Annotated in this window: 22 protein-coding genes and 1 tRNA gene; all 23 read right to left on the bottom strand. The window is 62.5% G+C overall.

The window, feature by feature from the left end; genetic code table 11:
* Window positions 1-400 precede the first annotated feature (400 nt).
* The 23 genes from B5F33_RS00505 to B5F33_RS00395 all read right to left on the bottom strand — a co-directional run bounded on the left by B5F33_RS00505 (window position 401) and on the right by B5F33_RS00395 (window position 24,937).
* The gene (locus B5F33_RS00505; RefSeq protein WP_204214314.1) at window positions 401-1,384 is read right to left on the bottom strand and encodes a hypothetical protein; all 984 of its coding nucleotides are present in this window, start codon (window positions 1,382-1,384) and stop codon (window positions 401-403) included.
* A 40-nt stretch (window positions 1,385-1,424) separates the two neighbouring features.
* Window positions 1,425-2,447 (bottom strand): ABC transporter ATP-binding protein, encoded by a 1,023-nt coding sequence (locus B5F33_RS00500; protein WP_087409838.1) that lies wholly within the window; start codon window positions 2,445-2,447, stop codon window positions 1,425-1,427.
* A gap of 6 nt (window positions 2,448-2,453) precedes the next feature.
* Entirely contained in the window at window positions 2,454-3,275 is an 822-nt protein-coding gene (locus tag B5F33_RS00495; RefSeq protein WP_087409837.1) for an ABC transporter permease subunit, read from the bottom strand.
* Window positions 3,272-4,189, bottom strand: coding sequence for an ABC transporter permease subunit (locus B5F33_RS00490; RefSeq protein ID WP_204214312.1), 918 nt, complete (start codon window positions 4,187-4,189; stop codon window positions 3,272-3,274). The genes B5F33_RS00495 and B5F33_RS00490 overlap by 4 nt, the downstream gene beginning before the upstream one ends.
* A gap of 69 nt (window positions 4,190-4,258) precedes the next feature.
* Window positions 4,259-5,416: an ABC transporter substrate-binding protein gene (locus B5F33_RS00485; protein WP_239284633.1), complete on the bottom strand. Its 1,158-nt coding sequence runs from the start codon at window positions 5,414-5,416 to the stop codon at window positions 4,259-4,261.
* Between the two features lie 284 nt (window positions 5,417-5,700).
* Window positions 5,701-6,357, bottom strand: a complete 657-nt coding sequence (gene nth / locus B5F33_RS00480) for an endonuclease III (RefSeq protein WP_087409836.1) — start codon at window positions 6,355-6,357, stop codon at window positions 5,701-5,703.
* Window positions 6,357-7,751 carry a DNA recombination protein RmuC gene (gene rmuC / locus B5F33_RS00475; protein WP_239284631.1) on the bottom strand — a complete coding sequence of 465 codons (1,395 nt, stop codon included), beginning with the start codon at window positions 7,749-7,751 and terminating at the stop codon, window positions 6,357-6,359. The genes nth and rmuC overlap by 1 nt, the downstream gene beginning before the upstream one ends.
* A gap of 80 nt (window positions 7,752-7,831) precedes the next feature.
* Window positions 7,832-8,374 carry a hypothetical protein gene (locus tag B5F33_RS00470; protein ID WP_087409835.1) on the bottom strand — a complete coding sequence of 181 codons (543 nt, stop codon included), beginning with the start codon at window positions 8,372-8,374 and terminating at the stop codon, window positions 7,832-7,834.
* Between the two features lie 256 nt (window positions 8,375-8,630).
* Window positions 8,631-9,170: a rubrerythrin gene (gene rbr, locus B5F33_RS00465; RefSeq protein ID WP_087409834.1), complete on the bottom strand. Its 540-nt coding sequence runs from the start codon at window positions 9,168-9,170 to the stop codon at window positions 8,631-8,633.
* A gap of 125 nt (window positions 9,171-9,295) precedes the next feature.
* Window positions 9,296-10,297, bottom strand: a complete 1,002-nt coding sequence (locus B5F33_RS00460) for an adenine glycosylase (RefSeq protein ID WP_239284629.1) — start codon at window positions 10,295-10,297, stop codon at window positions 9,296-9,298.
* On the bottom strand, window positions 10,294-10,785 hold the full coding sequence (locus B5F33_RS00455; RefSeq protein ID WP_087409833.1) for an Rrf2 family transcriptional regulator: 492 nt from the start codon (window positions 10,783-10,785) through the stop codon (window positions 10,294-10,296). The genes B5F33_RS00460 and B5F33_RS00455 overlap by 4 nt, the downstream gene beginning before the upstream one ends.
* 872 nt (window positions 10,786-11,657) lie before the next feature.
* A tRNA-Asp gene (locus tag B5F33_RS00450) sits at window positions 11,658-11,735 on the bottom strand.
* Window positions 11,736-11,981: 246 nt separating this feature from the next.
* Entirely contained in the window at window positions 11,982-12,449 is a 468-nt protein-coding gene (locus tag B5F33_RS00445) for a YfcE family phosphodiesterase (protein ID WP_087409832.1), read from the bottom strand.
* A gap of 22 nt (window positions 12,450-12,471) precedes the next feature.
* Window positions 12,472-13,188, bottom strand: a complete 717-nt coding sequence (locus tag B5F33_RS00440; protein ID WP_087409831.1) for a LytTR family DNA-binding domain-containing protein — start codon at window positions 13,186-13,188, stop codon at window positions 12,472-12,474.
* 82 nt (window positions 13,189-13,270) lie between these two features.
* Window positions 13,271-14,614 carry a histidine kinase gene (locus B5F33_RS00435; protein ID WP_087409830.1) on the bottom strand — a complete coding sequence of 448 codons (1,344 nt, stop codon included), beginning with the start codon at window positions 14,612-14,614 and terminating at the stop codon, window positions 13,271-13,273.
* On the bottom strand, window positions 14,611-15,798 hold the full coding sequence (locus B5F33_RS00430; protein ID WP_087409829.1) for a glycosyltransferase: 1,188 nt from the start codon (window positions 15,796-15,798) through the stop codon (window positions 14,611-14,613). Before B5F33_RS00430 ends, B5F33_RS00435 begins: the two co-directional genes overlap by 4 nt.
* A gap of 73 nt (window positions 15,799-15,871) precedes the next feature.
* Complete coding sequence (locus B5F33_RS00425) at window positions 15,872-16,462, bottom strand: QueT transporter family protein (protein ID WP_087409828.1); 591 nt, start codon at window positions 16,460-16,462, stop codon at window positions 15,872-15,874.
* Window positions 16,463-16,670: 208 nt separating this feature from the next.
* A complete protein-coding gene (locus B5F33_RS00420) occupies window positions 16,671-17,921 on the bottom strand; it encodes an MFS transporter (RefSeq protein WP_087409827.1) in 1,251 nt (416 codons plus the stop codon).
* A gap of 551 nt (window positions 17,922-18,472) precedes the next feature.
* Entirely contained in the window at window positions 18,473-19,417 is a 945-nt protein-coding gene (locus B5F33_RS00415; RefSeq protein ID WP_087409826.1) for a zinc dependent phospholipase C family protein, read from the bottom strand.
* A gap of 301 nt (window positions 19,418-19,718) precedes the next feature.
* Window positions 19,719-20,453: a response regulator gene (locus tag B5F33_RS00410; protein ID WP_087409825.1), complete on the bottom strand. Its 735-nt coding sequence runs from the start codon at window positions 20,451-20,453 to the stop codon at window positions 19,719-19,721.
* A gap of 91 nt (window positions 20,454-20,544) precedes the next feature.
* The gene (locus tag B5F33_RS00405; RefSeq protein ID WP_239284626.1) at window positions 20,545-21,948 is read right to left on the bottom strand and encodes a histidine kinase; all 1,404 of its coding nucleotides are present in this window, start codon (window positions 21,946-21,948) and stop codon (window positions 20,545-20,547) included.
* Between the two features lie 228 nt (window positions 21,949-22,176).
* The gene (locus B5F33_RS00400; protein ID WP_087409823.1) at window positions 22,177-23,460 is read right to left on the bottom strand and encodes an amidohydrolase family protein; all 1,284 of its coding nucleotides are present in this window, start codon (window positions 23,458-23,460) and stop codon (window positions 22,177-22,179) included.
* A 73-nt stretch (window positions 23,461-23,533) separates the two neighbouring features.
* Window positions 23,534-24,937 carry an APC family permease gene (locus tag B5F33_RS00395; RefSeq protein WP_087410098.1) on the bottom strand — a complete coding sequence of 468 codons (1,404 nt, stop codon included), beginning with the start codon at window positions 24,935-24,937 and terminating at the stop codon, window positions 23,534-23,536.
* Between the last annotated feature and the right edge of the window lie 820 nt (window positions 24,938-25,757).

The following is a 25,757-nucleotide window of genomic DNA, read 5'->3' as shown; positions in this document are numbered from 1 at the left end:
TAGCATGCGCGGTGGCCCACGCATGCCCTTTGATTGGCCGCCACCACGCCCTGCGCAAAACGAATGGAGGTCTGTTGCGGCAGATTTGAAGTGCCTTTGTGTGTAAAAGTCGGCGTTTTGTACGACCAAATTATGTTATGCAGTTTTACGCGATTTTATGCAATTCGTTACCTGGTGTTTTTCTGCGCTTCAAACCCAATCTGATCCTGACAGCAAATTGAGTCGTACAAAACGCCGATTCTTACACACACTTGGCCTTGTTCGGTACCCCGCGCCGCACCTGAGCGATTTACGCTTGTATATTCAGCGTTCGCATCCCGGTCAAAGTGCAATCTGCGCGCGGCAGCCCCGCTTGCCCGAATGACAAGCGGGGCTGCCGCGCTTACAACCTGGAGATGTACTAGCGAAGGGCGTTGGTCCAGGCCGTGCGGCCGTTCGCGTCGACGCACTCGAAGCGCAGGTAGGCCTCGGTACCGCGCAGCGTGAACTCAGCGCGCTCCAGCGGCTCGCCCGCAGGGGCGATGCGGGTCTCCCCCACACCAATCGGGCCGCCGCAGATCATATTCACGCGCTCGCAGGGGCTGCACTCGACCCAGGCGCGCCCGTCCTTGACGCCGAAGCCGCGCACCTCGGGGCCCGCGCTCGAGTAGTAGCGCCCGTCGAGCAGCGCCTGCACCACGGCGGTGCGCGTCAGCTCGGGCGCGCACGCAACGACCCAGCCGCCGAATGCATCATCAAACGTCCCGGGGTTGTGGTTGTCGTCGGCAGCAATCGCGCCCACGCGCAGCCCGCGGCGCAGCAGCATGTCCCAATGGACCGTATCGGCACCCAGCGCACACTCGTTTACCGTGTCGTAGTTCCACACCTCGATGCCAAAGGCACAGTCGAGACCCATCAGGTCCTCGGGCTCGATGCGACTCCAGATGGGATGGTTGTACGTGACCGCACACCCGTGCGCAGCGAGCTCCTCGCCGAGTTCGCGCGCGACGGCGAGCCCGTCCCAGCTCCCCACGTACGCCTTCGGCTCTAGCCGCTCCATGTGCGTGAAGCGCTTGGGCGCGGCCGCAACCATATCGTCGGTGCCCAGGATGCCGTGCATATGGTGGCAGCGCAGGCGCGCGGTGTGGGCCTCGTCCGCATAGAGATAGGCCGATGCCTCGACACCGGGCAGGATGATGAAATCCTCGCGATCGAACTCGCCCGAATAGTCCGTGAACAGGTCGTGCTCGGACAGGCAAAGAAACTGGTACCCGCGCTCGCGGAACGCATGCACAGATTCCGCGGGCGTCAGGCATCCGTCGGAGTTGGTGGTGTGGCTGTGCAGGTTACCTTTGAAGCGCGGCATGTCTTGAGGCCGCGGCAAGCCCTGTTGGTCGCTGATCATGATGACTCCTCATCGCGGGGTGTGCGTACAAACGCCTGGCCTACGCAGCCGCCGGAATAACCAGACAGTCGTGCTTTGGCAGCGCCAGATACACCGTCTCGCCGTCGTTGAACATATGGAAACTCCGGAACAGCACGTCGACGCGCAACACCGAGGTACGGGTCCGCACGGTGTAGCGCAGGACATTGCCGCGCGGCATGCTGCCCACGACCATGCCCTTGAGCACGTAGGCGTCGTCTGCCTCGGGCTCCTCGGTGGAGATACCGATGGTCTCCGGGCGCACGGCAACCACGTTGCCGGCGTCCACGCGCTCGCCGGTCAAGTCGGCGAACTCAGCGGCCGTAAGCTGGTTGTAGCTGCCGATGAAGCTCGCGGCAAACTCGGAGATCGGCTTGGTGTAGACATCGACCGGGCTGCCCGCCTGCTCGATGCGGCCGGCATGGAACAGCTGGATCACGTCGGACATGACCATGGCCTCGTCCTGGTCGTGCGTCACGAAGATCGAAGTCAGGCCCAGCTCCTGCTGGATCTCGCGGATGCGGGACTGCAGGGCGCGACGCAGCTTGGCGTCGATGGCCGACAGCGGCTCGTCGAGCAGCAGGACCTTGGGCTCGGTCACAATCGAGCGGGCAAGTGCTACACGCTGTTGCTGGCCACCAGACAGGTTCGCAGGATACATCTTCTCCTTGCCCTTGAGCTCGACCATGTCCACGGCGCGGGCGACCTTCTCGGCGATCTGGTCGGTCGGGACCTTCTGCATCTTGAGGCCGAAGGCAATGTTCTGCTCGACATTCATGTTGGGGAACAGACTGTACTGCTGGAACACCATGCCGATGTTGCGCTTGGATGCCGGCACATTGGTGACGTCGGCACCGTCCAGGATGATCTTGCCCTCGGTCACCTGCTCCAGACCGGAGAGGCACCGCAGCAGCGTGGACTTGCCGCAGCCCGACGGACCGAGCAGGGTCACAAGGTCGCCCTTCTCAATCCCGAAGTTGATATGGTCAAGCACGGTGTTGTCACCGAAACGCTTGACGACGTCGTGAAACTCAATGTAAGCCATGGTGAGCTACTCCTTTACGCTCTTGCGGGATGCACCCTGGAGCTTCAGCACGATTCCGGTGACCAGTGCCACCACCACAAAGATGACAACGACGATAGCACTCGAAAGGCCGCTGGAAACGTCCATGTTGGCCTGCAGAAACACCTGGATGTTCTGGTAGTTGGTGCCGGCGATGTTGTTGGCAAGCACGAAGTCGCCGAAGATGATACTCTCGGCAAGCAGGCTCGACACGAGAATGCCCGACAGGATGTTGGGCAGGACCACCTGCACGTAGGCGCGGAAGCGACCGCAGCCCAGCATCTCAGCCGCCTGAATGAGCATCTCGGCGTCGATGGAGTTGAGCGCGTTGCGAATACCCTGGTAGATATAGGGCAGCACGAGAATCGTGTAGGCGCCAAAGAGCATGAACATGCGGTTGGAGAGAATCGTGCCGGTGCCGGTATAGAGCGATATGATGCCAATGGACAAGATCACGCCCTGCAGCGCGTAGGGAATCATGCAGAGGAACTGCATCGCGCCCGCGAACTTGCGGTTCACCGCCACAACCACGTACATGGCAAGCAGGATGAGCACGATCGTGATCGCCACGCTCACGATGCACAGAATGAGCGTACGGCCGATCGAGCTCCAAAACGTCATGTTGCTGAACAGCTCGATGTAGTTACGCAGCGTGAATCCTGAGGGCAGGATATCGGTCCACTCGACAAAGAGCGAATAGATAAACGTGGTCACAAACGGGACCAACAGGTAGATGGCGACAACAGCCAGGAAGATCTTGCCTGCAAGCGATGTCTTCTTGCCGCCGGCAACAGAAGCAGCCTTGCTCATACGAGCTCCCTTCCCTTCGCGGCGCGGCGCGTGAAGTAGTTGTTGATGAGCGTGCAGGCGACCATGAGCGCGATGAGCACCATGGCGAGGGCGCCGCCGGTGGCGGCATCGGTCTGGACGTCACCCTTAAAACGCGAGGTGATCTGCAGCGCGAGCAAGGCGTAGTTATTCATCACGAGCGCATAGGCAGTCGCATACGCAGCGAGCGCATTGGAGAACAGCACCGACAGGGTTCCCAGAATCGACGGCATGAGATTGGGGATGACGATCCGGAACCAGTAGTCGAAGGTGGAGGCGCGCAGAATCGTCGCAGCCTCGCGCCACTCCTTACGAATGCCCGCGAACGCCGGAATCAGCAGCAGCGTGGCCAGCGGAATTTGGAAATAGATGTACATGAGCACGAGCCCCTCGGAGCCGTACAGGTTGAAGTCGGCTAAAAAGGGGATGCCGAAGTTCTGGCCAATGAGCGTCAGCACGCCCGAGTTGCCCATGAGGATCATGAAGGCAAACGCCAGCGGCACGCCGGAGAAGTTCGACATCATGTTCAAGATCATCGTGAAGGCGTTCTGAACGCGCGGGCTCGCGTCGGAGCAGAAGCGCGCGGCAAGAAACGCCACGACGATGCCCACCACCGCGGACAGCAGGCTAATCCAGACGCTGTTCCAGATGGACTGCTGATAAAGCGGGGTGGTGAAAACGCGGATAAAGTTCTCAAGGCCCAACGCCTCGGAGTCGCGGCCGATCACGCTGTTCAGCGCGAGCTGCAGAAGCGGCATGATCTCGAACAGCGCCACGACCAAGAAAAACGGGACGATCGCCAGATAGCCGAGCCACGGGCGACGACGGGGCAACGCCTTTGTCGTCGTCTGCGCAGACTCCGCCTCCTGCTGTCCCATGACAGCAGTCTGCTGCATAATGCACTCCTCACCTACGAGGGGCGGCCGCATCGCGCCCGCCCCCAGATACCCTCGATGTGCGCGGGGCTAGCCCAGAATCGGAATGATGTTCTCCTGATACCAGGTGATCATGTCCTGGCTCACACCGCTCCAGACGCTCTCGTCAACGCTCTGAACCTGGTCTCCGTACTGAGAGTCCGGCAGGCGCAGAGCCTGGACGTCGGCAGGCAGCTCGACATCTCGGATTGGGGTCGCGTAGCCGCGCGCAAGATTGATCTGGCCCTCGTCGGACAGGATGTATTCGCGAGCGAGGCAGGCGGCAGCCGGGTGCGGCGCGTTCTTATTGATGATCGTGCAGTATCCAGAACGCACCGAAGCGTCGGTCGGGATGTTCACCGAGAAGGATGCGCTGGGATTGTTGCTCACGATCTGGTCGCGATAGTTGAGGGAGTTGTAATCCCAGTTGAGGCAGACGTCGATCTCGCCGGACTCGATGCGGGCGAGCGACGCATCGGAAACGTCGAGACGCCCGGCCTCGGCCAGCTGCTGCAGGAAGTCATAACCGGGCTGCATGTCATCGATACCGCCACCGAGCGCGCTGGCAGCCGCGAGCACGGAATACTGAGCCACGGCGGCAGCGGTCACGTCGCCCACGCAGACGTTGTAATCGCCATCGAGCAGGTCCTGGAAACTTGTCGGCGGCTCGGGAACGTTGGCGTCGTTGGACATGATGGAGATGGTGCCGTAGTAGCCCACGACCCAGTCGCCGTCGTCATCCTTGGCCCAGTCGGGAATCTCGTCCCAGTAGCTGGTCTTGTACTTGAGAGTCAGCTCCTGCTCTTCGGCAACCGGACCCCAGGACTGGCCCACGTCGCCGATATCCTTGGTGCCGTCGGTTCCCTCCTCACGGAACATGGAGAGCTCCTCGGAGCTGGACATGTCCTGGTCGGCGTGGGATATGCCGTACTCGGCCTCGATGTCCTGCCAGGTCTCGACCCAGTTGGCCCAGGTGTCGGGCATGCCCACGGACTGGACCTCGCCCTCCTCCTTGGCCTGGGCAATCAGGTCTTCAAGCGACATCGCGTTGTAGTCGACGTCGGGCGCGGCGCTGCCGCCGTCATCGCAGCCCGTAAGACCCATGCTGGCAACCGTGGCCATACCCGCCATCCCGGCGAGAATGCCGAAGAACTGCCTGCGCGACACGCCGCGCTCAATCGCGGCGCGAACGACCGTTTCCTTCTTCACCGATGCTCCAATCTTCTCTTTGCAACCAGGGGGTGCGGACCGAGAGGATCATCGACGAAACCAGCAGCTCCATCTCGGGTTCCCGCATGTAGCAGCAACGACTATAGCGAGCATGCAGGACCTCAAAAGGGCTGCGCGAGCATCCTTTGCATAGAGCTGACACTCTCTTACCGATTCTTTTCGATTGCCAGCAGAAGGTTTATAAAATGTGCGCCAAAAGCTAACAGAGCGCAGACAACAGGAGGGGGCCCACAAAAACGCAGGGGCCCTACCGGGCAGGACCCCTACTGAGCGCTCGGACAGATGTCCGCCAGCGGACACTCGCCACATTTAGGGCTGCGCGCAGAGCAGATCTCGCGGCCGAGCATGATCCACTGATGGTTCACGTTCGTCCAATACTCGCGCGGCAGAATCTTCAGCAAGTCCTGCTCGGTCTTAAGCGGCTCCTTTTCGTGGGTCTTCGGCGAGAGGCGAAGCCTGTGGGCAATACGGTTCACGTGGGTGTCCACCGCAATGCCGTCTACGATGCCATATCCCACGTTAAGCACGATATTTGCCGTCTTGCGTCCGACGCCGGGCAGCTTCACGAGCTCCTTCATATCGGCGGGCACGCGTCCGCCGTAGTCGGCTACGATCATCTGGGCGCATTCGACGCAGTGCTTCGCCTTGGTCTTATAGAAGCCAAGCGACTTGATGACCTCAGAGATCTCTGCAGGCGTTGCGCTCGCCATAGCCTCGGGCGTGGGCCAGCGGCGAAAGAGCTCCGGCGTGACCTTGCTCACCTGCGCGTCGGTGGTCTGCGCCGACAGCAGCACCGAGATAACGAGTCGAAACGGGTTCTCGTGATCAAGAAAACACTCGACCGGACCATAGCGTCGATTCAAACGCTCGCAAACCTCGATTGCTCGCTCGCGCTTTGCAGCGTTGGTCTCACGCGGCATTAGACATCGCCCTCCCCATTGTCCGCAACCGTCGCATCGGGTGCGAGCAGGCCGCTTTCTTCCCAATCACGTTCGCCGTCGACCCCCAACACGCGCTCCGCCTCCGTGGAATCGTCGAGCGCGGTCACCGAGCGCAGCTTGCGCTCCATGGCGCGGGTCCTGGTGGTCATGATGGATTCCACCGTCGAGCCCGCGCGATTGATCTGGTCGTAGGCTTTCTGAAGTGCGGCCTGGTAGCGCGGCAGTTCGGCTTTGACCGCAGCGAGCACCCGCTGAATCTCGTCCGCCTGGCGCTGGAACGCAAAGGTCTGATAGCTCATCTGCAGGCTATTGAGGACCGCAGCCATGGTCGAAGGCCCGGCGACGCTCACCCGATAGTCGCGCTGCAGGCTCTCGAGCAGGCCCGGTATATTGACCACCTCGGCGTAGAGGCCCTCAAACGGCAGAAAGAGGATGGCGAGATTCGTCGTCTCGGGAACCGAGATGTACTTTTGCTCGATATCGCGTGCCTCTTGCTTGATGCGCTGCTCCAACGCATGCCGCGCCTCGGCAACGGCAGCAGCGTCGGCCGCATCGACCGCCGTGCGAAGGCGATCGTAGGTATCGCCTGGAAACTTTGCATCGATGGGCAGCAGCACCGGCTCTCCGTCCGCCATGGGAATGCGCACGGCAAACTCCACGCGCTCGGTGCTCCCCGGCTTGGTGACCACGTTTTGCACGTACTGATCGGGCGCCAGGATATCGGCAAGCAGCGACCCCAGCTGGACCTCGCCGAGTATGCCGCGGGTCTTGACGTTGCCCAGCACGCGCTTCAAGTCGCCCACGCCGGCAGCCAGCCCCTGCATGTCGCCCAGGCCTCGGTAGACGGCCTCAAGCTGGTCGCTCACCTGTTTGAACGACCGGGCGATCCTGTTCTCCAGCGTGGCCTGGAGCTTCTCGTCTACGGTGGCACGCATGCGGTCGAGCTGTTGCGCGTTGTCCTGACGAATCGCCCCCAGCTGACGATCGACCGCTGCGCGAACTTCCGCAAGACGTGCGTCGACCGCCTCACGATTTTGTCCCAGCTGCGCCTGCACCTCGCGCCGCACGTCATCGAGCTTGGCGTTGGTGCGCGCAAACTCGCGCGAAAGCGCATCGAATCGCTCCTGGTCGATTGCCGACGAGCCGGTGGCATGTCGAGCAAGGGCGGAAACGGAGGCTTGCACCTGACCAAACGACGAGCCGATGGCCTGGAGCGCCGCCTCCGCGCGCTCGGCAGAAGCCGCTGCGCGTGCAGCGTCATCGGCCATGCGGGCGCCCTCGCGCGACGAGCGCGCGACGAGCGCAGCCGCGACCACCGCCGCGGCGGCCGCTATGGCCACAAGTACCAAGACCGCCGCCCACATCGGATCCATCGGCGCCACCCATCTCTCGTCTTCGCGAGCATGCGCCCGCGCTTTGCTGCCTGCGCGACATTATATCTGCCCGCCCCTGCTCAGAGCCCGCTCAGCACATCGTGCGCAAACCCCTCTACGCGCATCCAGAGGCCCTGCAGCAGCTCGACCACGTCGTCGGGCGTGGCCCCGTTCAATATGCAGGTCAGAATATACGACGCGACAAATACCACGACGAGAATTGCCGGGACCAACACAACGAGCGCGAGCACGCGCGCAGCCGACAGCACCTTTCGCCGGCGGCTGCGCTTGCGATCAAACGCCAGCTCGGCGCGATAGGTATCCTGCTCAAGCGAATAGGCGCCGTCGCGTCGCGCCTTGGCGGCGGCATCCTCGCACCCTCGCAGCACGCCCGTAGAGGCCGCGCCGCAGCTGTCCCGCGCCTGTCCCTCGCTACCCCATAGCGGTCCCCGCCACGACTCAGGCACCTCGAACGACGAGCAGCCATCGGCCTGCGTAGCCTGTGCGGCCTGTGCGCCGCCATGGTCTGCGCCACGTTGGACTGTGCCACGCCGCTGGCTGACAGCTCGTGCCCGCTCCATGCGTTCATGTATCTGTTCTGGGGATTCAATAAACAGGTCCATCCATCACCTCATGTTCCGAGGCTTGCATGGATGAAGATTGGTTTCAGTATTGATGGATTCACAGTGGCTGTCAAGGTTCCGGACGACGCGCGGGACCAAGCCCGAGGTCTTTGCTTTGGCCCGGTACCCCCTGCACACCCACGCAACATAACAACGCCCCGGCATCCCAGCACAGCCACGATGTGCCGCAAGGGATGCCGGGGCCGAACCTTCGCGATAGTCGTAAGGCTTCGAAGTGGCTTACGCCAAACCGGTGTTAGTAGTTAACGACCTGCTCCTCGAAGTAGCTCTGCGGATGAGCGCAGACGGGGCACAGCTGCGGAGCGGTGGGGCCGACGTGCAGGTGGCCGCAGTTCAGGCACTTCCACACCTTGACGCCCTCGCGGTTGAAGACCTCGCCCTTCTCGACGCGCTCGGCGAGCTTGAGGTAGCGCTCCTCGTGCGCCTTCTCGACAGCGCCCACGCCGCGGAACTTGGCGGCGATCTCCTTGAAGCCCTCCTCCTCGGCGGTCTGGGCGAACTCGGCATACATGGTGGTCCACTCATAGTTCTCGCCCGCAGCGGCGTCCTTCAGGTTGTCGAGCGTACCCGGGATCTCGCCGCCGTGCAGATACTTGAACCAAAGCTTGGCATGCTCGGACTCATTCAGAGCGGTCTCCATAAAGATGTTCTGGATCTGAACGTAACCGTCCTTCTTGGCCTTGGACGCATAGTAGCGATACTTGGTGTGGGCCTGAGACTCGCCGGCAAAAGCGGTCTCGAGGTTCTTCTTGGTTTGGGAGTTCTCAAAATCCATGGGTATCCCTTCCCTTCTGCCCCAGGTGGGCATAGTGCGAATGACGCCCGGCAGACAAAAATTCTGCCGCACGTGCTCACTTTATACCCAAACCACCGGGCATTTCATTCCTTATTAGGACACCGTCAACTTTCCTTAATTAGCCATGCGCCACTTTGCTCGACGCAAAACCCCTCACGCGCCAGGTCGGAGAGAATCGACGCCACAAGCGCCCGATCGACCGGCTCGCGGCCTGCCGCGCGCTCAAGAGCATCGACACCCCGGGCGATTGACTCCAGGTCCAACCCTTGGGGAGATTCGGTTCGCGCGTCAAGCAGCATACGCACGATATGCGCGCGCTTCTGTCGACGCGACCCCTCAAAGCGCGACTGACGTGTGTATCCGGCAGAGCGACGTGACGGGTTAGGAACCGTCTTTTTAAGATACGCACCATAATCGAGCAAGGCATAGTACCACGCCCGCGGCGTATCCTCGGCATCCTGAGGGATGGCGAAACCCGACTCGACACCCTGATCTGCCTGCGCACTGCAAGCTTGTCCTGCAGCCGCCTGCGAACGGTCGCCCTGCGTGGACGACGGCGCATCGGGACACGCCGCATGAATGAGCGGAACGAGTTCGCGGTCGGGAACAGCCGGTACGTCGGGAAAGAGGTGATGCAGGAAAACAGTCCTCACGTTCGTCTCCAGATAGACACCGGGAAGGTCGAACGCAAACGAGCGGATGCCCTGAGCCGTAGCAGGTCCAATGCCCGGAAGCGCAACGAGCTGTTTTGTCTCGCGGGGAAACACCCCGTCATAGTCCGCGACGACTGTCTGTGCCGCCCGATGCAGCGCAAGTGCCCGACGGTTGTATCCCATTCCCTGCCAGGCTGCCAGCACCTCCGAGGACGGCGCTTCTGCAAGCGCCTGCACCGAAGGAAAGCGGTCGAGCCATGCCGGCATGCGAGTCTCCACACGCGGAACCTGGGTCTGCTGCAGCATGACTTCCGAAAGCCATACTATATAGGGGTCGCGCGTCCGGCGCCAAGGAAGGTCGCGATACAGCCGCGCTCCCTCCGTACGAATCAGCGTGCGAAAGGCATCGAGCGATGCCAACGGACCAAGCGATCCGGGAACCTCGCCGCTCACGAAGCTACCGACACATCCGAACAGGCGCAATCGGCATAGCGAGGAAAGGCGGAGCGGTCGGCAAACATGGGGTCGACGGCGGGCTGCTGTTTATGGTTGACCACATCGTCAAGCGTGACGGAATCGAGATAGCTGCACAGCAGGGCCTGCGCCCCGCTCCAGATGGAGTGGTAGCAGCAGTCGGTCATGCGAGCACAAGTGCCACCCGGCGCGGTGCAATCGTTCACCACGAGCGGACCCTGCACCGCTTCAACGATCTGGCGAATCGTGATGTCGGCGGGATCAGCCTTCAAGCGCATGCCGCCATGAACGCCGCGCAGGCTCTCGATGATGCCCGCCTGCACAAGGCCATGCTGAATGGACCGGGCAAACGAATACGGCACATCCACCTGCTCTGCTGCAGTCCGCACGGAAAGCAGCCCGTCCTGCTGCTCGACCAAGATCGACAGAATACGCAGTGCATAGTCGGTCTTTCTTGAGATATCCATCCATCCCCCTAGCGTTGTCGGGCGGCACGCCCGTCAGACGACAACGGGGCGATGCGGCAGCATGTGCCAACGGTCTTATTACCAGCGACATACTATACCATCATGGTATGAAGGGCCTATCCGCGCGCCGAGCGGCGCGCCGCGAGTGCAACCCCGGCTCTCCCCTGCTCCCAGCATGAATACCGTTGCCCAAACGCCCCTCCCACGTTGAGCCATTTCCTCCGAATCTCAAAAAACCCACCGACGCGCGGGCGCCCGCCATCGTTGGTGTGACTCGTAGGCCGCGTTGATATGGCCTGTTGACCGCGTAGGCATGCCTCTGACAAGCACCTGCACCCGCATGTGGCCAAAACGGTCATCTCGCATACCAAGGCGCCGCGCTGGGCATACCGACAACGTGAGCAGACGGCTTAACGGCGCACGGGTTCGCGCATCTTAGATTCAACCAGATGGCAAGGCTACGGTGCAGTGCCGGGGCTGTAGGCAAAAGGCGTGTCCGCCCGCACGCTAACCCTCCCACCGCCGCCGTCGAGAGAAACTCGTTTCGTTTTTATGCAGTTAGTTCGGGAATCCTCGAGTAGACGGCCGATCTCGCCGACAAACCCGCAGGATTCAGGGGCCTGAAAGGGAGGTCTACTCGGGAATTCCGAAAACAACTGCATAAAACCGAAACGAGTTTCTGACGGGCTCCGAGTAACCCACTGTTACTGGCGTCGAGGGCCACCCTCGGGCCCGCTCGCGCACACAGGACAAGGCGCGGCCCATCCAGAACGAAGGCCGGCTTATAGGAAAAGAGTCCATGCGAAACTGAGCGAAAGCCATACATGGCAAAACAGCCCGCTCGGAAATCCGAACGGGCTGTTTCAGTGCAGTGGCGGGAAGTACGGGGCTCGAACCCGCGACCTCCGACGTGACAGGCCGGCGCTCTAACCAAACTGAGCTAACTCCCCTCAGCAAATGCTGCGAGAAGTATTATACGCAGAGCCTTCCAAACAACGCAAGCACTTTTTCAGAAAAATTTTGACGCGCTTTTCGCCCGCCGAGACACACCGAAGATATATGCCTGTGACCTGCGAAAACGTTGTATTCCAACACCCTACGACGCCAGATATACCAAGCGGCGGGCGCCTCGGAGAGGTCGCCCGCCGCACTTCCTATGCGAAAAGCTATGCCGCTGCGTTCCAATCGCAGGCGTGCTATACGTCGATGATCTCGGCCGAGATGACCTTACCTTCGCGTACCAGCATCCGCGCCATGGTGGGCCCGCGCATACTGCGCGGCATGGAGGGAGAACCCGGGTTGATAACCAAACACTTGCCCAAGTCGTCAATGCGCGGGCGATGCGTATGTCCGCACACAGCGACATCCACCATGCCGACCGGCAGGTCCTCGCGATAGTGGGACACCGCAAACGAAAGGCCCTCGTAGTCGAACACATTCAAACGCTCGACTTCGGGGCCGTATTCATAGTAGAAATCGTTGTTGCCCAGCACCGCCTTGACAGCCGGACCCAGGGCGCACAGATGCGCCCAATCCGCCTCAGAGGTAATGTCGCCCGCATGAACGATAAGATCGGCACCCTCTAGCTGCTTCAGCAGCGCCTCGGTCAAGTGACCATGCGTGTCAGAGATGATGTCAATGCGTTTCGTGCGGGGAGTATCCACAGACGGCCTTTCTATCGACTTCCTATAAACTCAACGCCTTCTTGAGCGGCACCACGCGGCGACGCGACACGGGGATGCGCTCATCCACGCCGGTCACGCCCAGCTGGATGGCACCCGAAGGAACGGTTTCCACGTCCTCCACGCAGGCCAGGTTCACAATATAGCGACGATGCACCCGGAAGAACCCGAAATCGCACAGCTTCGACTCAAACTGCGCAAGCGAGGTCGTAGACAGGAACCGATCGTCGTCGGTAAAGATGCAGGAGTAGTCGTCCTTCGCCATGATGTAGCGAATCTGGTCGACGGGGATGAGCACCTTGCGGCCGCCCTTTTCCACCGGGATGCGCTCGATGGTCACCTTGTTCTCCGTCGCGGGCTTCACGCGCGCCAGCACCTTGTTGAGTGCCTGGTCCAGACGCTCCTCCTCGACGGGCTTGAGCAGATAGTCCACCGCGTCGACCTCGAATGCCTCGACGGCATGGTCGCTGTAGGCGGTCACAAACACAATCGCAGGCGGATTCTTAAGCTTGTGCAGCGCCTCCGCAAGCTGCAGGCCCGAGGCTCCCGGCATAGAGATGTCCAGAAAGACCACGTCAACGCGGTTTTCCATCAGCGTCTCAATAGCCGCGCGGACGCTCGAAGCCTCGGTGATGGAGCTCATCTTGCCCGTCTGCTCAAGCAGGAAGCGCAGCTCAGAGCGGGCAGGCGCCTCATCATCGACGATCATCGCACGTAGCATATCCGATAAAACCCTTTCCTCGGAGTTTGAAGCCCCACGGAGCGCGGCGGAAGCACGCTGCCCTTGCGCAGGAACTTCTATTTTACCCCTCCGTGAAGATACTCTCCACTAAGTCGAGATGTAACGTAATCGTCGTACCCACATCGGGTTCGGACGAAACTTTGGCAAACGACCTTGGCCCATAGAAGCGCTTGATGCGCTCGCTGATGTTGTGCGTCGCCACACCTGCGCCGCCGCCCTGAGGCAGGCTCGTGTCGGGCGGCAACGATGAGTCGCAGAACAGCCGCGAGGCCGTCTGCTCGTCCATGCCCACGCCGTCGTCGGCAACCTCGATGTCGAGTGCGTCGTCCTCCCCTGCCCGGACCGACACCTGGATGTGCAGGGGCGCCTCGTCGCGCATGGCGTGGCGCACCGCGTTCTCGACCAGCGGCTGGATGATGAACGCAGGCACGGGCGTGTCCTCCACGTCGGGCTCGACGTCGAAGGTCGCCTGGATGCGGTCTTCGCCGAATCGTGCCTGCTCGAACACCAGGTACCGCTTGGTCTGCGCCACCTCGCGCGTAACGGGGATGAGCGACCCCGAATTGTCGAGCGTGGAGCGGTAAAACGAGGCGAACTCGCGCAGCAGCTCGCGCGCGCGGGCAGGATCGGTGCGCGTAAACGAGGCGATGGTGTTGAGCGTGTTGAACAGGAAGTGCGGGTTGATCTGCGCCTGCAGCGCGCGGACCTCGGCGCGGGCGGTCAGCTCTTCCTGCTGCTCGAGCGCATGGATGGCAAGCTGTGTGGACAGCAACTCCGAAAACCCCGCGACGAGCGCGTACTGCGTGCGGTTCACGGCGCGCGGACTCGCGAAGTAGAACTTGAGCGCGCCCACGGTGCGCTCGCTCACCTTGAGCGGCGCCACGATGCCCGCAGGAATCTGACGAGGGCGTCCCAGCTCGCTGTTCACGTCTATGGCCTGGGTGAACGACTGCATGATGCCGTGCTTCAACACATAGCGCGTCGCCGGCGTGTGGATGGGAGACCCCGGAGGAAAGTCGTCGGCCATATCACCCACGCAGGCAAGCACCACCGAGGTGTCGGTGATCGCAATGCTGCTCGCGCGCGTCTGCGGCAGCAGCCGGCAGCAGATCTTCTCGGCGCTTTCGCGCGTCAAACCGTCCTTGAGGTCCTCCAGCATGTTCGAGGCGATGTAGAGCGTCTCTTCGGTATAGCGGGACCGCAGGGTATCCGGGTTGAGACACAGGTATATAAACAGGCAGAAGAGCAGGCAGAGCAGGATGCACGCCAGCACCGTGTACTGCGGCCCGAAATCCGAGGATATGATCTGCAGGATGCCCACGGCGACCACCAGCAGGCACACGCCCACCAGCACCCTTACCAGCATGAGATTGTCGGTCCTGAACCCTTCAGGGCGGTTGATCATCGACGTCCTTTCAACATGGTCGCGAGCTCGGCGTCACGCCACAGGCCGTCCATGATACTGGGCCAGAAGCTCTGGAACTTAAGGTAGTTGGTCTCGTTGTCGTGCGCATAGCGCAGGGCATCCGAGCGTCCCCGTCGCCAGATCTTCCAGTAGCCCCGATGCTCGCGCGTGAACAGGGCACGTACGAGAGCGGTCTTGCGCACGCGCTCGTCGAGCTGGTTTGAGATCCAGGGGCCCGGATAGGGCATGAGCGAGGCCGCGGTCACCGAGTTGAGGTCGTTGCGTCTGTTTGCCGAGGCAAGTTTCACTCGCTCATAGTACCAGCGATACACGTCTTGCATAAACCTTGGCGAACGCTGCTCCGAGGCAGGCGGCAGATGCTTTACCACCCACTCGTTGTCAAACCAAACGTCCAGGCCAAAGAGGCGCATGTTGAAGAGGTAGTCCAGGTCTTCGCCGCGGGTGATGAACGGATCGAAGGGGATGCGCATATAGGCGCGCGCGTGCAGGGCCAGCAGGCCGCCACACACGTAGTTGGACCGCGAGATGCGCGTTCCCGAAAGCGCGCGTTTCATCCAGCGATTGAACTCAAGGCGCTTCGTCCACCACTTATGGCAAATGCCCGCCTTGGAGGTGTCCGCCAGAGGCGAGCCGGTGCTATCGAAGAAGTAACCGCTCTTGGCCAGGATGGGCAACCTGGTGCGCGTCTCCTGGCCAAGGGCGTAGAGCGCCTTTGACATGAAGTCCGGGCCCAGGACCACTTCGTCGTCATCCAGGAATATGACGACGTCGCGGCCCATGATCGCCGCCACCGCAAGGCCCATGTTGCGGATGGCGCCGTAACCGCGCAGTGACACGCACTCGCCGCTGCCGCCCGGGGCGATGCGCCCCACGCGGTCTACGATCTGTGTCGCCTCGAGGTTGGTGACCACCGTCACCGAAAGCTTGGGATGGGCCTCCACAATGTGATGCACGCGACGGGAAACCTCGACCGTGGCCGAGACGGGACACACCACCAAGAGCACGATGGGGGCAACGTCGCGGACCTGCTCGAGCGAGGTCAGGCAGCGGTCGAGTTCGGGCGAGGGGCTATGCAGCTCTGTCGAGTGGTCGTATGCGCCGGGAGCATAGGCGCCGGTGCGCTCACCCGCCCAGTAGGTTGGAATCACGATCGCGGCGTTCATGGACAAACACTTCCCGTCTCCGGGTCGTACCCGGCCACAACAGTTCTGTCATGTCGGGATGTCCACCTGCAGCCTAACGATCGGCCTGCTGCGTCTTTACGCCAAAGGGCGAGAGCTCCTTGAAGTACGGGGCGCGCGCAAGGGAGCGTGCAAGGGGATACCCCAGCACATACATAATAACCGCTTCACCCAAGCCCGTGCTCACCAGACCGAAGAGATACATGAGCGGCCAGGCGCCGTCGAGCGAGATGGAGGTGAAGGGAATGGTGTAGAAGCCGGTTGCCTGAAGCAGGATGGGAAGATAGGCAGGCACGATAACGGCGTTGGCAACCACCGGGCCGGCGAGCGCGACCAAGGGATGGCGGCGCATCTTCCACGTGAAGAGGGCACCTGCGAACGTGGCGAGCGATCCGAAGACCACGTCGAGCAGGCCCAGCATGCCCGTGCCCGAAAGCGCGATGTTCGCCACGTTGGCGATGGCGCAGCCCAGCGTGAGGCCGGGCACGGCGGCCGGCGTGAAGAGCGCCAGCGCACACAGGGCCTCGGAGACGCGGAACTGCACCGGCCCCCAGGCGAGGTTGCCCAAAAAGAGCATGGTCACGAGCGTGCATCCGGCGTATAGAGCCGCAATGGCGCCCATGCGGGCGATGCCATTCGATTTCATCTGTCGATCACCTTCTATAGTTGGAGGGCTTTACTGATGCCGTAAGGCCCTCCCCCGAAGGTGGGGCGCGGTGAACGCCCTCGACCTTGCCGTGCAGCGCATCGACCGGCCCGACCGTTGACAAGACGGCGCGTTTCCTGGAACCGCGCGGCCGCCAAGCGTTTCGGGCACCTCGCCGCACGCGTGCTCCCCGCGCCGCGACCAGGTTCTAGGCGATGCCCTTCATACGGGTAAGCCTTACCAGCATGACAAAGCCCACGACCAGCAGGACCCCGATGGAAAGCACTCCTAAAGAAGGGTCGCCCGTGAGCGATGTCACGACAGATACTAGCAGAGTTCCCATAACCGAGGCGTAGCGACCGAAGATATCGAAGAAGCCGTAGTACTCGTTGGCGTGTTCCTTAGGGATGAGCTTGCCGAAGTAGCTGCGCGACAACGCCTGGATACCGCCCTGGAACATGCCCACCAAAATGGCGAGGATCCAGAACTCGAAGGCTTCCTTCAGGAAGAAGGCAGCAAAGAGCACGATCGCCACGTAGGCGGCCACGGCAACGATAATCATGCGAAGCGTACCGTATTTGCCCGCCAGCCTGCCGTAGGCGATGGCGGACGGGAAGGCCACGAACTGGGTCACGAGCAGCGCCAGGATGAGCTGGGTGGAATCGATGCCGAGCGAGGTGCCATAGGTGGTGGCCATGGAGATGACCGTGTGCACGCCGTCGATGTAAAAGAAGAACGCGACCATGAACACGAGGAGCGCCTTGTTGTGCGCGATGCTGCGCATGGTCTTCACCAGCCCGCGGAAGGTGTCGGCAACGACGCTGCCCACAGTCTCGCCGGGCGCGAGCTCCTTGGCGTAGCGCTGCTTGTAGGTGCGCAGCAGAGGAATGGTGAAGAGCAGCCACCACACGCCGGTGATAACAAACGACATGCGGGTGGCAAACATCATGTCCAGCCCCAGCATCGAGGGGCCGAGCATGATCAGGGCGATGCATACGATGAACGGTACGCAGGAGCCGACGTATCCCCAGGCGTATCCCGACGAGCTCACGCTGTCCATGCGCTCGTCGGTGGTGACATCGGGCAGCATGGCGTCGTAGAAGGTCATAGACGAGTTGAGGCCGATCGTGCAGAGCACGTAGACCACCAGAAACGGCATGGCCCCCATGGGGATGGCCTGGGCCAGGCAGAGCACGAGACCCGTGAGGAAAAATCCCAGGAAGAACTTGATCTTGTTGCCCGCAAAGTCTGCGAGCGAACCCAAGATCGGCATGAGCAGCGCCACCACCAGCGAGGCAATCGTCTGGGCGTTGGCCCATGCCGTAACGAGCTCGGCCGAGTTGGCAGCCGTGTTGATGGCATCGAAGTAGATGGGCACGACCGAGGTGTTGAGCAGCACGAGCGCGGAGTTTCCGACGTCGTACATGACCCAGTTTCGCTCGAGCTTGGTGTATTTCATGACGCATCCCCCTCTTCCCGCGCCATCGCCCGCAATCGAGCGAGCGCAGGATGACGTTCAAGAGCATATCCGCACTATGGTACGGCAGCGCAGCGAAGGGATGAGTCAAGTTTCTGTAATGGCTCGCCGAGGCGGGAAATGGTCCAGGGGCTGGAGGTGTCCCGGATCCGGTGAACTTGGTCTAGGAATTGGGGTGTCCCGGATCCGGTGAACGTAGTCCAGGAACCGGGGGCGTCCCGGGTCCGGCGAACTTAGTCTAGGAACTGGAATTGACTAGATTAAGGTCCGAAATTCGGCCCAAAAAACGTCAAAAGTAGTTGCTGGACTAAAAACGGCCGCATGGGACGGCGCGAGCGGAGGAGGCGGGGTGAGGCGCAAGCGGGGAGCGGCGGGGCGAGCGGACGAAACGGCGCGACGACCGCGCAACGAGAGGAACAGGGCGAGGCAGTCGCCGGGTGCGCGAAACGGTGCGGCGACCGTACGACGAGGCGGCGGACGAAGCGACGGCGCGGCAGATGAACACAACCCGCACCGCCGCCCTCATCGTATAGCTATTCTTCTCGGTCGAATTCCTCGTCCGCATCAAGAGGACGGCCAGAGTAGTTCACGTGTCCCGTGACCTGCTCCATGTTGCCCTCTTCCACAAAGCGCATCGCAACTCGAGCATAGTCGTCGAGCGCGCGCTCAAACACCTCGGGGAAACTCTCGCACGACGTCTCGCCCGTAAAGGGGCTCTTCCACTCCCGATGCTCCAGATTGCCCGCACCGGCTGGAGGCGTCGACGTCACGCGATGGGCGAGCGAACCCAGCAGAGAGTAGTCGCGGACCGCGCCCTCTGCCAGCGCAATCGCAGACGACAGAGGGGAGCCCGCCGGCTCGATAAGTCGATAGACGAGCTTCATGTCGGCAACGGCTCCGCCGTATTCGTTCGCACCCACTTCGAGCCCGTAGACGCCATAGGCGACATAGCTTGTTAGAGCTCCGGCGACCTTGTTGACGCGCTCGTTTGTGGTAAGCACCGACTCCGGCGGAAACGAGGCGACGGTAGCACCCTGCTGCTTGCGCTGCAGCATGAGTACATCCAAGTCGGACTCGATGATCGCATGGACCTGGGAACCCGCATCGGCAAGGGTGGGGTCCGCCTGCTGGATACCCCATTGCTGGGCATAGACGAACGGATGAGCCGTACGGTCGAGCACATAGTGAGAGAGCAGGCCCAGCACAAACGCGCGCCCCACGCCGGCGTCATGACGGTTCAGGCGCGTCGTCCCGTCGCGCAGCGCGGCAAACTGCCGCGACATGCGGCAGCGATGCATGCGACGGCCCAGCTCCATACAATCCGCGAGGTGCGGCGTGCGAACACGGAAGAAGAATGGATCGGGTCCCTGGTTGGCAATGAGAAATGCAAGGCGCTCGTCCTCGCTGGACACCATGCCCTCGGGCAGACGGTCGATGCTTTCCTCTCCAAACAGTCGATGCGTGATGAGTGCGGGCATTGCTGGTCCTTTCGCTTGTACCGCGGGGAAACGGCTCGCGGCGATGTTGTTCGACCACCATTATGCCCAACCGGACCCTGCGAAACTCCCCTGCCGCAAAACGCACGGAAGCGCAGGTGACATCCCGCCCCGCACGTGCGGCGGCGCGGGCCGGGAGGAGCGCGGGCGCAGTCGCAGCCACAACCGAAGTCGTAATCGCAGTCGCAGGCACAGCCATAGCCGCAGTCACCGCCGCAACCGCAGCCACAGCCACGGCCACATCACGACACCCCAACAAACGCGCCCGGGCCCAACCGAACGCCTACAGGCCTAGGCGCTCCTTGACCGTCGCGGTGCGGCGCCGGGACACCGGCACGGTGGCGTCCACGCGCTCCAAGCGCAGCTCGAGCAGACCCGAGCGCGTCACCACGACATCGTGCACGTCGTCGACGTTTACCAGGTAGCTGCGATGCACACGCATGAATCCCTCGGCGGCAAGACGTCCCTCGAGCGACGAGATGGACTCCCCCACCAGGTAGGTCCCGCTCGGCGCGACCGCATGCGCATAGTCGGCGCAAGCCTCGATATAGCAGATATCGGACACGGGAATAAACAGGCGCTTTCCACCGCGCTCGACCGAAAGGCGCAGCGGCGCGCCGCTATGGGCGGCCGCACGCCGGGCATCAAGCTGGACGGCAAGCTTGTCCAGCGTGCGTGCAAGGCGCGCCTCCTCGACCGGCTTGAGCACGTAGTCGACCGCATTGAGATCGAAGGCATCGGCCGCAAACTGGTTGAACGCGGTCACAAACACCAGCAGCGGAGGGTTCTTGAGCCCCGAAAGCGTCTCCGCGATGCGCAGGCCATTCGTTCCAGGCATCTGAATATCCAGAAAGAGCACGTCGGGACGGCAGGACAGGATCTTCTGTATGGCCTCGCCGCCGCTGGCCGCCTCGTCGATCTCGCCCACGCGACCGTCGCGCTCCAGCAGATAGCGCAGCTCAGCCCGGATGGGCGGCTCGTCGTCCACAATCAATACGTTCCAGGAACTCGATTCCATGGCTGTTCCTCCCCTATTGTTTTCGATAGCGACGGGCAGATGCCTCGTCTCGCAAGCTCACGTCCGCCGGCAAAAGCCCGCAGGCACACCCCTACGCCCGTACGTGCACCGGCGACTGTGCGAGGTCGCGCGGCTCGCCGACCAGGCTCACGGTGGCGCGCGTCCCCTTTCCCAGCTCGGACTCTATATGGATGCCCGACTCCTCGCCAAAGAAGAACTTGATGCGCATCAGCACGTTGACCAGCGCAAGTCCACATCCCCGAGGGGTCGAGCCGTCGGCCGCAATGTCGTCGTTTCCCTCGAGGGCGGCGTCGCGCGCCTCGAACAGATGCGCCAGCGTAGCCTCATCCATGCCCACGCCGTCGTCCTCCACCACCACGGTGAGGCGTCCTTCGCTCCGGCGCGCCCGCACGTACATGGAGAGCATGCCGGTCTCGCGCATGGCATGCTTGATGCAGTTCTCCAACAGCGGCTGCAGGATAAACGGTGGCACGCGGCAATCCAGGACATCGGGATCGATATCCGTCACCGCGCAGAGGCGGTCGGAGCCAAACCGCGCCTGCATGAGATTGATGTAACGCATGCCCTGATCGATCTCGGAGGCCAGCGTGACAAGCTCCTCGGAGTTCGAAAGCGTCTGGCGGTAGTAGTTCGAAAAGTCGATGAGCAACGAACGCGCCAGCTCGGGGTCGGTGCGCACGAGCGACGCGATAGTGCCGATGGTGTTGAACAAAAAGTGCGGGTCGACCTGGGACTGCAGGGCCCGCAGCTCGATGCGGGCGGTGAGCTCGTCTTGCCGCTCGAGCTCGAAGCTCGCCAGCTGCGTCGAGATGAGCTCGGCAAAACCCGTGGCAAGCGCCGTCTGGCGCATGTCGATGGAGCTCGCGCGGGGATAGAAGAGCCCGAGGGTTCCCATGCAGCGGTCGCGCACCTTGAGCGGCGCGACAACGCCTGCGCGCAGGCGCGGGAACAGGTCGCCAGGCTGCGCATCGCCGTCGCGCGTGAACACGCTCGTCGCGCCCGACGCCATGACGCGCGCGGTGGTCTCGAATGCCACCGACGTCCCGGCAGGGCACTGCTCCGAGCCCTCGCCCCAGCTTGCAAGCACCTGCTTGCCGTCGGTGATGCAGATCGCCGACGCCAGGGTCTCGGGCAGGATGATGCGGCACGCGCCGAGCGTGGCCTCGGGGGTGAGGCCTTGGCGCGTGTGCGCGAAGATCTTGGACGAGATGGAAAGCGTGCGATCGGTGGCGCTCGACGTAAGGTCGTCCGGCACCACGAACACATAGGAGAAAAAGAAGCAGAGCAGGACGAGGCCCGCAATGGTGATCACCGCCGGAACCGGGTTAGGGTTAGCGACGAGGTCCCACAGCAGCAGCGCAAGCAACATGGGCACGCACAGCACCAGCAGCACCGTCATGATCACCTGACTCGACCTCAGCACCTTGGTGAGGTTGAGTCGCCGCGACCATTCGATAAGATGTGGCACCTTCACGCGCAGCCCCCTTGGCATCGTCCCGACGGCGGGGCCGAGGCGCCCCGATCCAGCTCTCCTATCCTACACGCCTGCGTCTTTCCAGACGCCGCCATTCGCCATGCGCTCGGTGAGCGTTATAGCGAGCGCTGCGCAAACAGATGCGCCCCGGCCCTCCCCGCGGGGCCCTCGCAGCCAAAGGCCGAGAGCCGACGGAGAAGGTCGGGGCATATCCAGAGGAGCGGAACGCTACGCCGAATACTTGTTGCGGGCGCCGAAGGTGCCGGAGATCACGATGTCGCCGTCCTTCATGATGACGTCCATGTTCTCGGGGGTGAGGTCGTGGATGTTCGTGGCCGGATCACCGTTCACGATCAACAGGTCGGCAAACTTGCCGGCCTCGAGCGAACCGGTCTCGTCCTCGCAATGGGCCATCTTGGCGCCGTTGAGCGTGGCGCAGGTGATGGTCTCGAGCGGGGAGATGCCCACCTTGTCGACGAAGTCATACATCTCGTCGATGGTGACGTAGCCGTAGGGCGTCACGAAGCTGAACGAGTCGGAGCCGATGGTGAAGATCACGCCGCGCTTCTTGGCCTCGCGCAGACAGTCGTAGTTGCGCTGCAGCTCCTTCTCCACGAGCGTGCCCTCGTACTTGTCGTGGATCTCGGGCACGTAGACCGGCGGATAGGTGGAGTACCAGGTGGGCAAAAAGCCGATGGTGGGCGTGAAGAACGTACCCTGCTCGGCCATGAGGTCCATGGTGCGCTCGTCGATGTCGAAGCCGTGGATCAGCTGCTCGCAGCCGAAGCGGACCGAGTCGTAGGCGGCGGAGTGCGAGTTGTAGCAGTGGCTCCACACGGGAATGCCGACCATCTTGGCCTCATCGACCACGGCCTTAATCTCCTCGGCGCAGTAGTGCTGGTCGCGACCGGAGTCCCAGCGCCAGATGCCGCCGCCCGTTGCCCAGATCTTGATGGCATCGGGGTTCTCGCGCAGGCGACGACGCACGGCCTTGCGCAAATCCCACGGACCGTCGACCTGGTCGCCCCACGGATGGGACTCTTTGTTCTCGAGCTGACTGCAGTGATGCGAGTCGCCGTGGCCGGCGGTGCGGCAGAAGCCCAGGCCGGTAGCATAGACGCGCGGGCCGGGGAACACGCCGTTGTTGATACAGTCGCGCACGTGGATGCCAAAGCGGCCGATCTCGCACACGGTGGTGAGGCCGTGGGTGAGACAGTCGTAGGCCTGCTTGACGGCCACGGCCTGCTTCTCCAGCAGCGGCTGCATGACCCAGTCGGTGTCGTCGTCGGTCAGGTTGCCCGAGAAGTGCAGATGGGTATCGATGAGGCCGGGCATGACCGTCTTGCCAGAGGCGTCGATGACCTCATAGCCCTTGTCGGCGGGCACGTCCTGGTGGACGCCGGCATAGCTGATCTTGCCGTCTTCCTCGACCAGCACAAGGGAGTTCTCAATCGGCTGGGCGCCGGTGCCGTCGACGAGCTTGCCGCCTACAATCGCATACTTCTTGTTCATGGTTCCTCCTTGGTTGTAATTCATCGTTTCCAACGCGGGCGCCTGTTGGCAGCGCCCGCGACCTTGACCGAATCTACGAGCGGGCCCGGGTAAGCGCCATGAGGATGAGTCCCACGACGAGCCAGCCGATCACGATGCCCCACTCGACCAGGTTGAGCGATGCCGGGCTAAAGGGCAGGACCAGCAGGCCGATGATGATGCATCCGGCCAGGCAGGCCAGGCAGATGCCGAACTTGCCGCCGGGCACCTTGTAGGGACGTGGCAGGTCGGGCTCGGTGAAGCGCATGCGCAGGCACGCGAACGACACCATGGTGCAGCTGAAGATGAAGGCGAGAGCAGAGACGTTCGTGAGGGGGATGAGCATGTTCTTGCCCAGGAAAGGTCCCACGACGGTGATGACCGCAAGCACGATGCACGCGAGCTTGGGCGCGCCGGAACGCTCGTCCACCTCGGCGAACTTCTCGGGCAGCTGGCCCTTGCGGCCCATGGCGAGCATGATGCGGCTCGTGGCACCGTAGAAGGAGTTCATGGGACCCATGGGGCCAAGCGTCGCGATGCACAGCATGATGATGTAGAGGATCATGTTGATGTTCTTCAGGCAGGCAAGCGCGGGCACCGGCTGCTCGACAAAGTCGTGCCAGGGCAGGATGGTTCCGAAGGAATAGATGCACACCATGTAGAAGCCCCCGGCCGCAAGCAGCGCAAGTGAGATGACCTTGCCGAACTTGTTCCAGTTGAGGCCCTCGGCCGCTTCCTCGGCCTGCTGCGGGATGGTGTCGAAGCCCGCATAGAAGAACGGGGTGAGCACGAGCACCGAGACGATGCCGGCGAACAGATTGGTGGACGTGGTGGCAGACTCGCCGCCGCCGGCGCCGGTAACCTGAGAGAAGACCGGCATGGCGTTGTCAGGCGATCCCGTGAAGATGGAGATGCCCATGGCGAGCAGCATACCGCAGAGCAGTGCCTTGGTAAGGAAGGCCTGCAGCTTCGCCGCCGACGATGCGCCGCGGAAGTTGAGGAAGATCACATATGCGGCAAAGCCGAGCGCGATGACCGTCGGAATGAGGTAGACGTCGGCGCCCAGAATGGTGTAGAGCTTGACGGCGCGCAGCCACTCGAGACCGGGTAGGCCGCCGAACATGTCGGAAACCAGGGTGGAGATGGCGATAGCCTCCCACGGGCAGAGGATGCCGTTGCCCAGGGCAAGGAGCCAGCCCGTGATGTAGGACGGGACGCGGCCAAAGCTGCGGTCGACGTACTCCACGATGCCACCCGAGATGGGGATGGCTGCCGTCAGCTCGCCGAAGACCGCTCCGATGGGCACCAGGAAGATGGCTCCCAGCAAAAATGCGATCATGGCTGGAACGGGGCCGCCGCCCACGACCATCCAGTCACCAACCTGTAAGACCCAGCCGGTGCCGATGATGGCGCCGAAGCCGATGGTGAAGAAGTTCCACAGCGAGAGGGTCTTCTTCATGCCGCCCTGTTCTGCGACCGATGCCGCCTTGTTGGAATCTGCCACGACGTGCCTCCTTTCGTGTGTCGGGGGCTCCCCCAGGAGCCCGTTTCTGTGTCGCGGCCGCCGTGCGACCGCCTGTCGTTAGGGACACCATACGGTTGATGCCGGTCGTGCTCGGGCTCAAACCGATTGGCGGACAGGCGCACATACGAGCGGCAGCGATTTGCCGACGAACGGTTGGCGAGTGCAAACCAGCCGTGAAATCACCGGGTTATCCGCAGATGCTCCAACGCGATAAAGCGCAGAACGGATACCATGGAAGACGTGCTATCGGTCGCATGGGCCGCATGGCCATGCCTGCGGCCACCGATGAGAGGAGGGTCCATGGCGAACTACACCCCGCGTGATCGCTCGGGCCGTATGCCGCGGCGAGCGGACTCCTCGACGCCGGACGACCGTCACGGATCTCGGTCTCGGGATGACATGGCATACGACGCGCCGGCGCAGGACCGCACGCCGGTGCAGGACGACCCGCCGCGACCACGGTCTGCCCGCCTTGCTTCGTGGAAGTCCGCGGAGGCAAAGCGGAGTGCCGAGGCGTCCCCCGTGCGGGGCGAGCGGCGCGAACGGGCTTGGCGGTCCGGGCGGGATGAGCGGGCCGGGCGGTCCGGGCGCGCAAACTGGCGGCGCGCAGACACCTCAAGCTTTTCTCGACCCTCCGGCGCAGACCCATCGCGCCCCGTCGACTCCGATGTGCCACACGCTGCATACTCAAACGATCCGCACCCCTCACGTCGCGCAGATGGACGCGGACGCGATAGGAATGCTGGGGCGCGTC

The organism is Collinsella sp. An2, assembly GCF_002160065.1.
In the GTDB taxonomy this organism is placed as follows: Bacteria; Actinomycetota; Coriobacteriia; order Coriobacteriales; family Coriobacteriaceae; genus Limicola.
This window is presented reverse-complemented; position numbering and strand designations above follow the sequence as displayed.

What these genes read in the sequence shown, in the direction of transcription:
- rmuC (WP_239284631.1), bottom strand. Translation starts at nt 7,751, where the DNA reads ATGGATCCGATGTGGGCGGCGGTCTTGGTACTTGTGGCCATAGCGGCC.
- B5F33_RS00495 (WP_087409837.1), bottom strand. Translation starts at nt 3,275, where the DNA reads ATGAGCAAGGCTGCTTCTGTTGCCGGCGGCAAGAAGACATCGCTTGCA.
- B5F33_RS00430 (WP_087409829.1), bottom strand. Translation starts at nt 15,798, where the DNA reads ATGAACGCCGCGATCGTGATTCCAACCTACTGGGCGGGTGAGCGCACC.
- B5F33_RS00420 (WP_087409827.1), bottom strand. Translation starts at nt 17,921, where the DNA reads ATGAAATACACCAAGCTCGAGCGAAACTGGGTCATGTACGACGTCGGA.
- B5F33_RS00455 (WP_087409833.1), bottom strand. Translation starts at nt 10,785, where the DNA reads ATGGATATCTCAAGAAAGACCGACTATGCACTGCGTATTCTGTCGATC.
- B5F33_RS00395 (WP_087410098.1), bottom strand. Translation starts at nt 24,937, where the DNA reads ATGAAGAAGACCCTCTCGCTGTGGAACTTCTTCACCATCGGCTTCGGC.
- B5F33_RS00435 (WP_087409830.1), bottom strand. Translation starts at nt 14,614, where the DNA reads ATGATCAACCGCCCTGAAGGGTTCAGGACCGACAATCTCATGCTGGTA.
- B5F33_RS00505 (WP_204214314.1), bottom strand. Translation starts at nt 1,384, where the DNA reads ATGATCAGCGACCAACAGGGCTTGCCGCGGCCTCAAGACATGCCGCGC.
- B5F33_RS00425 (WP_087409828.1), bottom strand. Translation starts at nt 16,462, where the DNA reads ATGAAATCGAATGGCATCGCCCGCATGGGCGCCATTGCGGCTCTATAC.
- B5F33_RS00410 (WP_087409825.1), bottom strand. Translation starts at nt 20,453, where the DNA reads ATGGAATCGAGTTCCTGGAACGTATTGATTGTGGACGACGAGCCGCCC.
- B5F33_RS00440 (WP_087409831.1), bottom strand. Translation starts at nt 13,188, where the DNA reads ATGCTACGTGCGATGATCGTCGATGATGAGGCGCCTGCCCGCTCTGAG.
- B5F33_RS00490 (WP_204214312.1), bottom strand. Translation starts at nt 4,189, where the DNA reads ATGCAGCAGACTGCTGTCATGGGACAGCAGGAGGCGGAGTCTGCGCAG.
- rbr (WP_087409834.1), bottom strand. Translation starts at nt 9,170, where the DNA reads ATGGATTTTGAGAACTCCCAAACCAAGAAGAACCTCGAGACCGCTTTT.
- B5F33_RS00400 (WP_087409823.1), bottom strand. Translation starts at nt 23,460, where the DNA reads ATGAACAAGAAGTATGCGATTGTAGGCGGCAAGCTCGTCGACGGCACC.
- B5F33_RS00415 (WP_087409826.1), bottom strand. Translation starts at nt 19,417, where the DNA reads ATGCCCGCACTCATCACGCATCGACTGTTTGGAGAGGAAAGCATCGAC.
- nth (WP_087409836.1), bottom strand. Translation starts at nt 6,357, where the DNA reads ATGCCGCGTGAGACCAACGCTGCAAAGCGCGAGCGAGCAATCGAGGTT.
- B5F33_RS00500 (WP_087409838.1), bottom strand. Translation starts at nt 2,447, where the DNA reads ATGGCTTACATTGAGTTTCACGACGTCGTCAAGCGTTTCGGTGACAAC.
- B5F33_RS00470 (WP_087409835.1), bottom strand. Translation starts at nt 8,374, where the DNA reads ATGGACCTGTTTATTGAATCCCCAGAACAGATACATGAACGCATGGAG.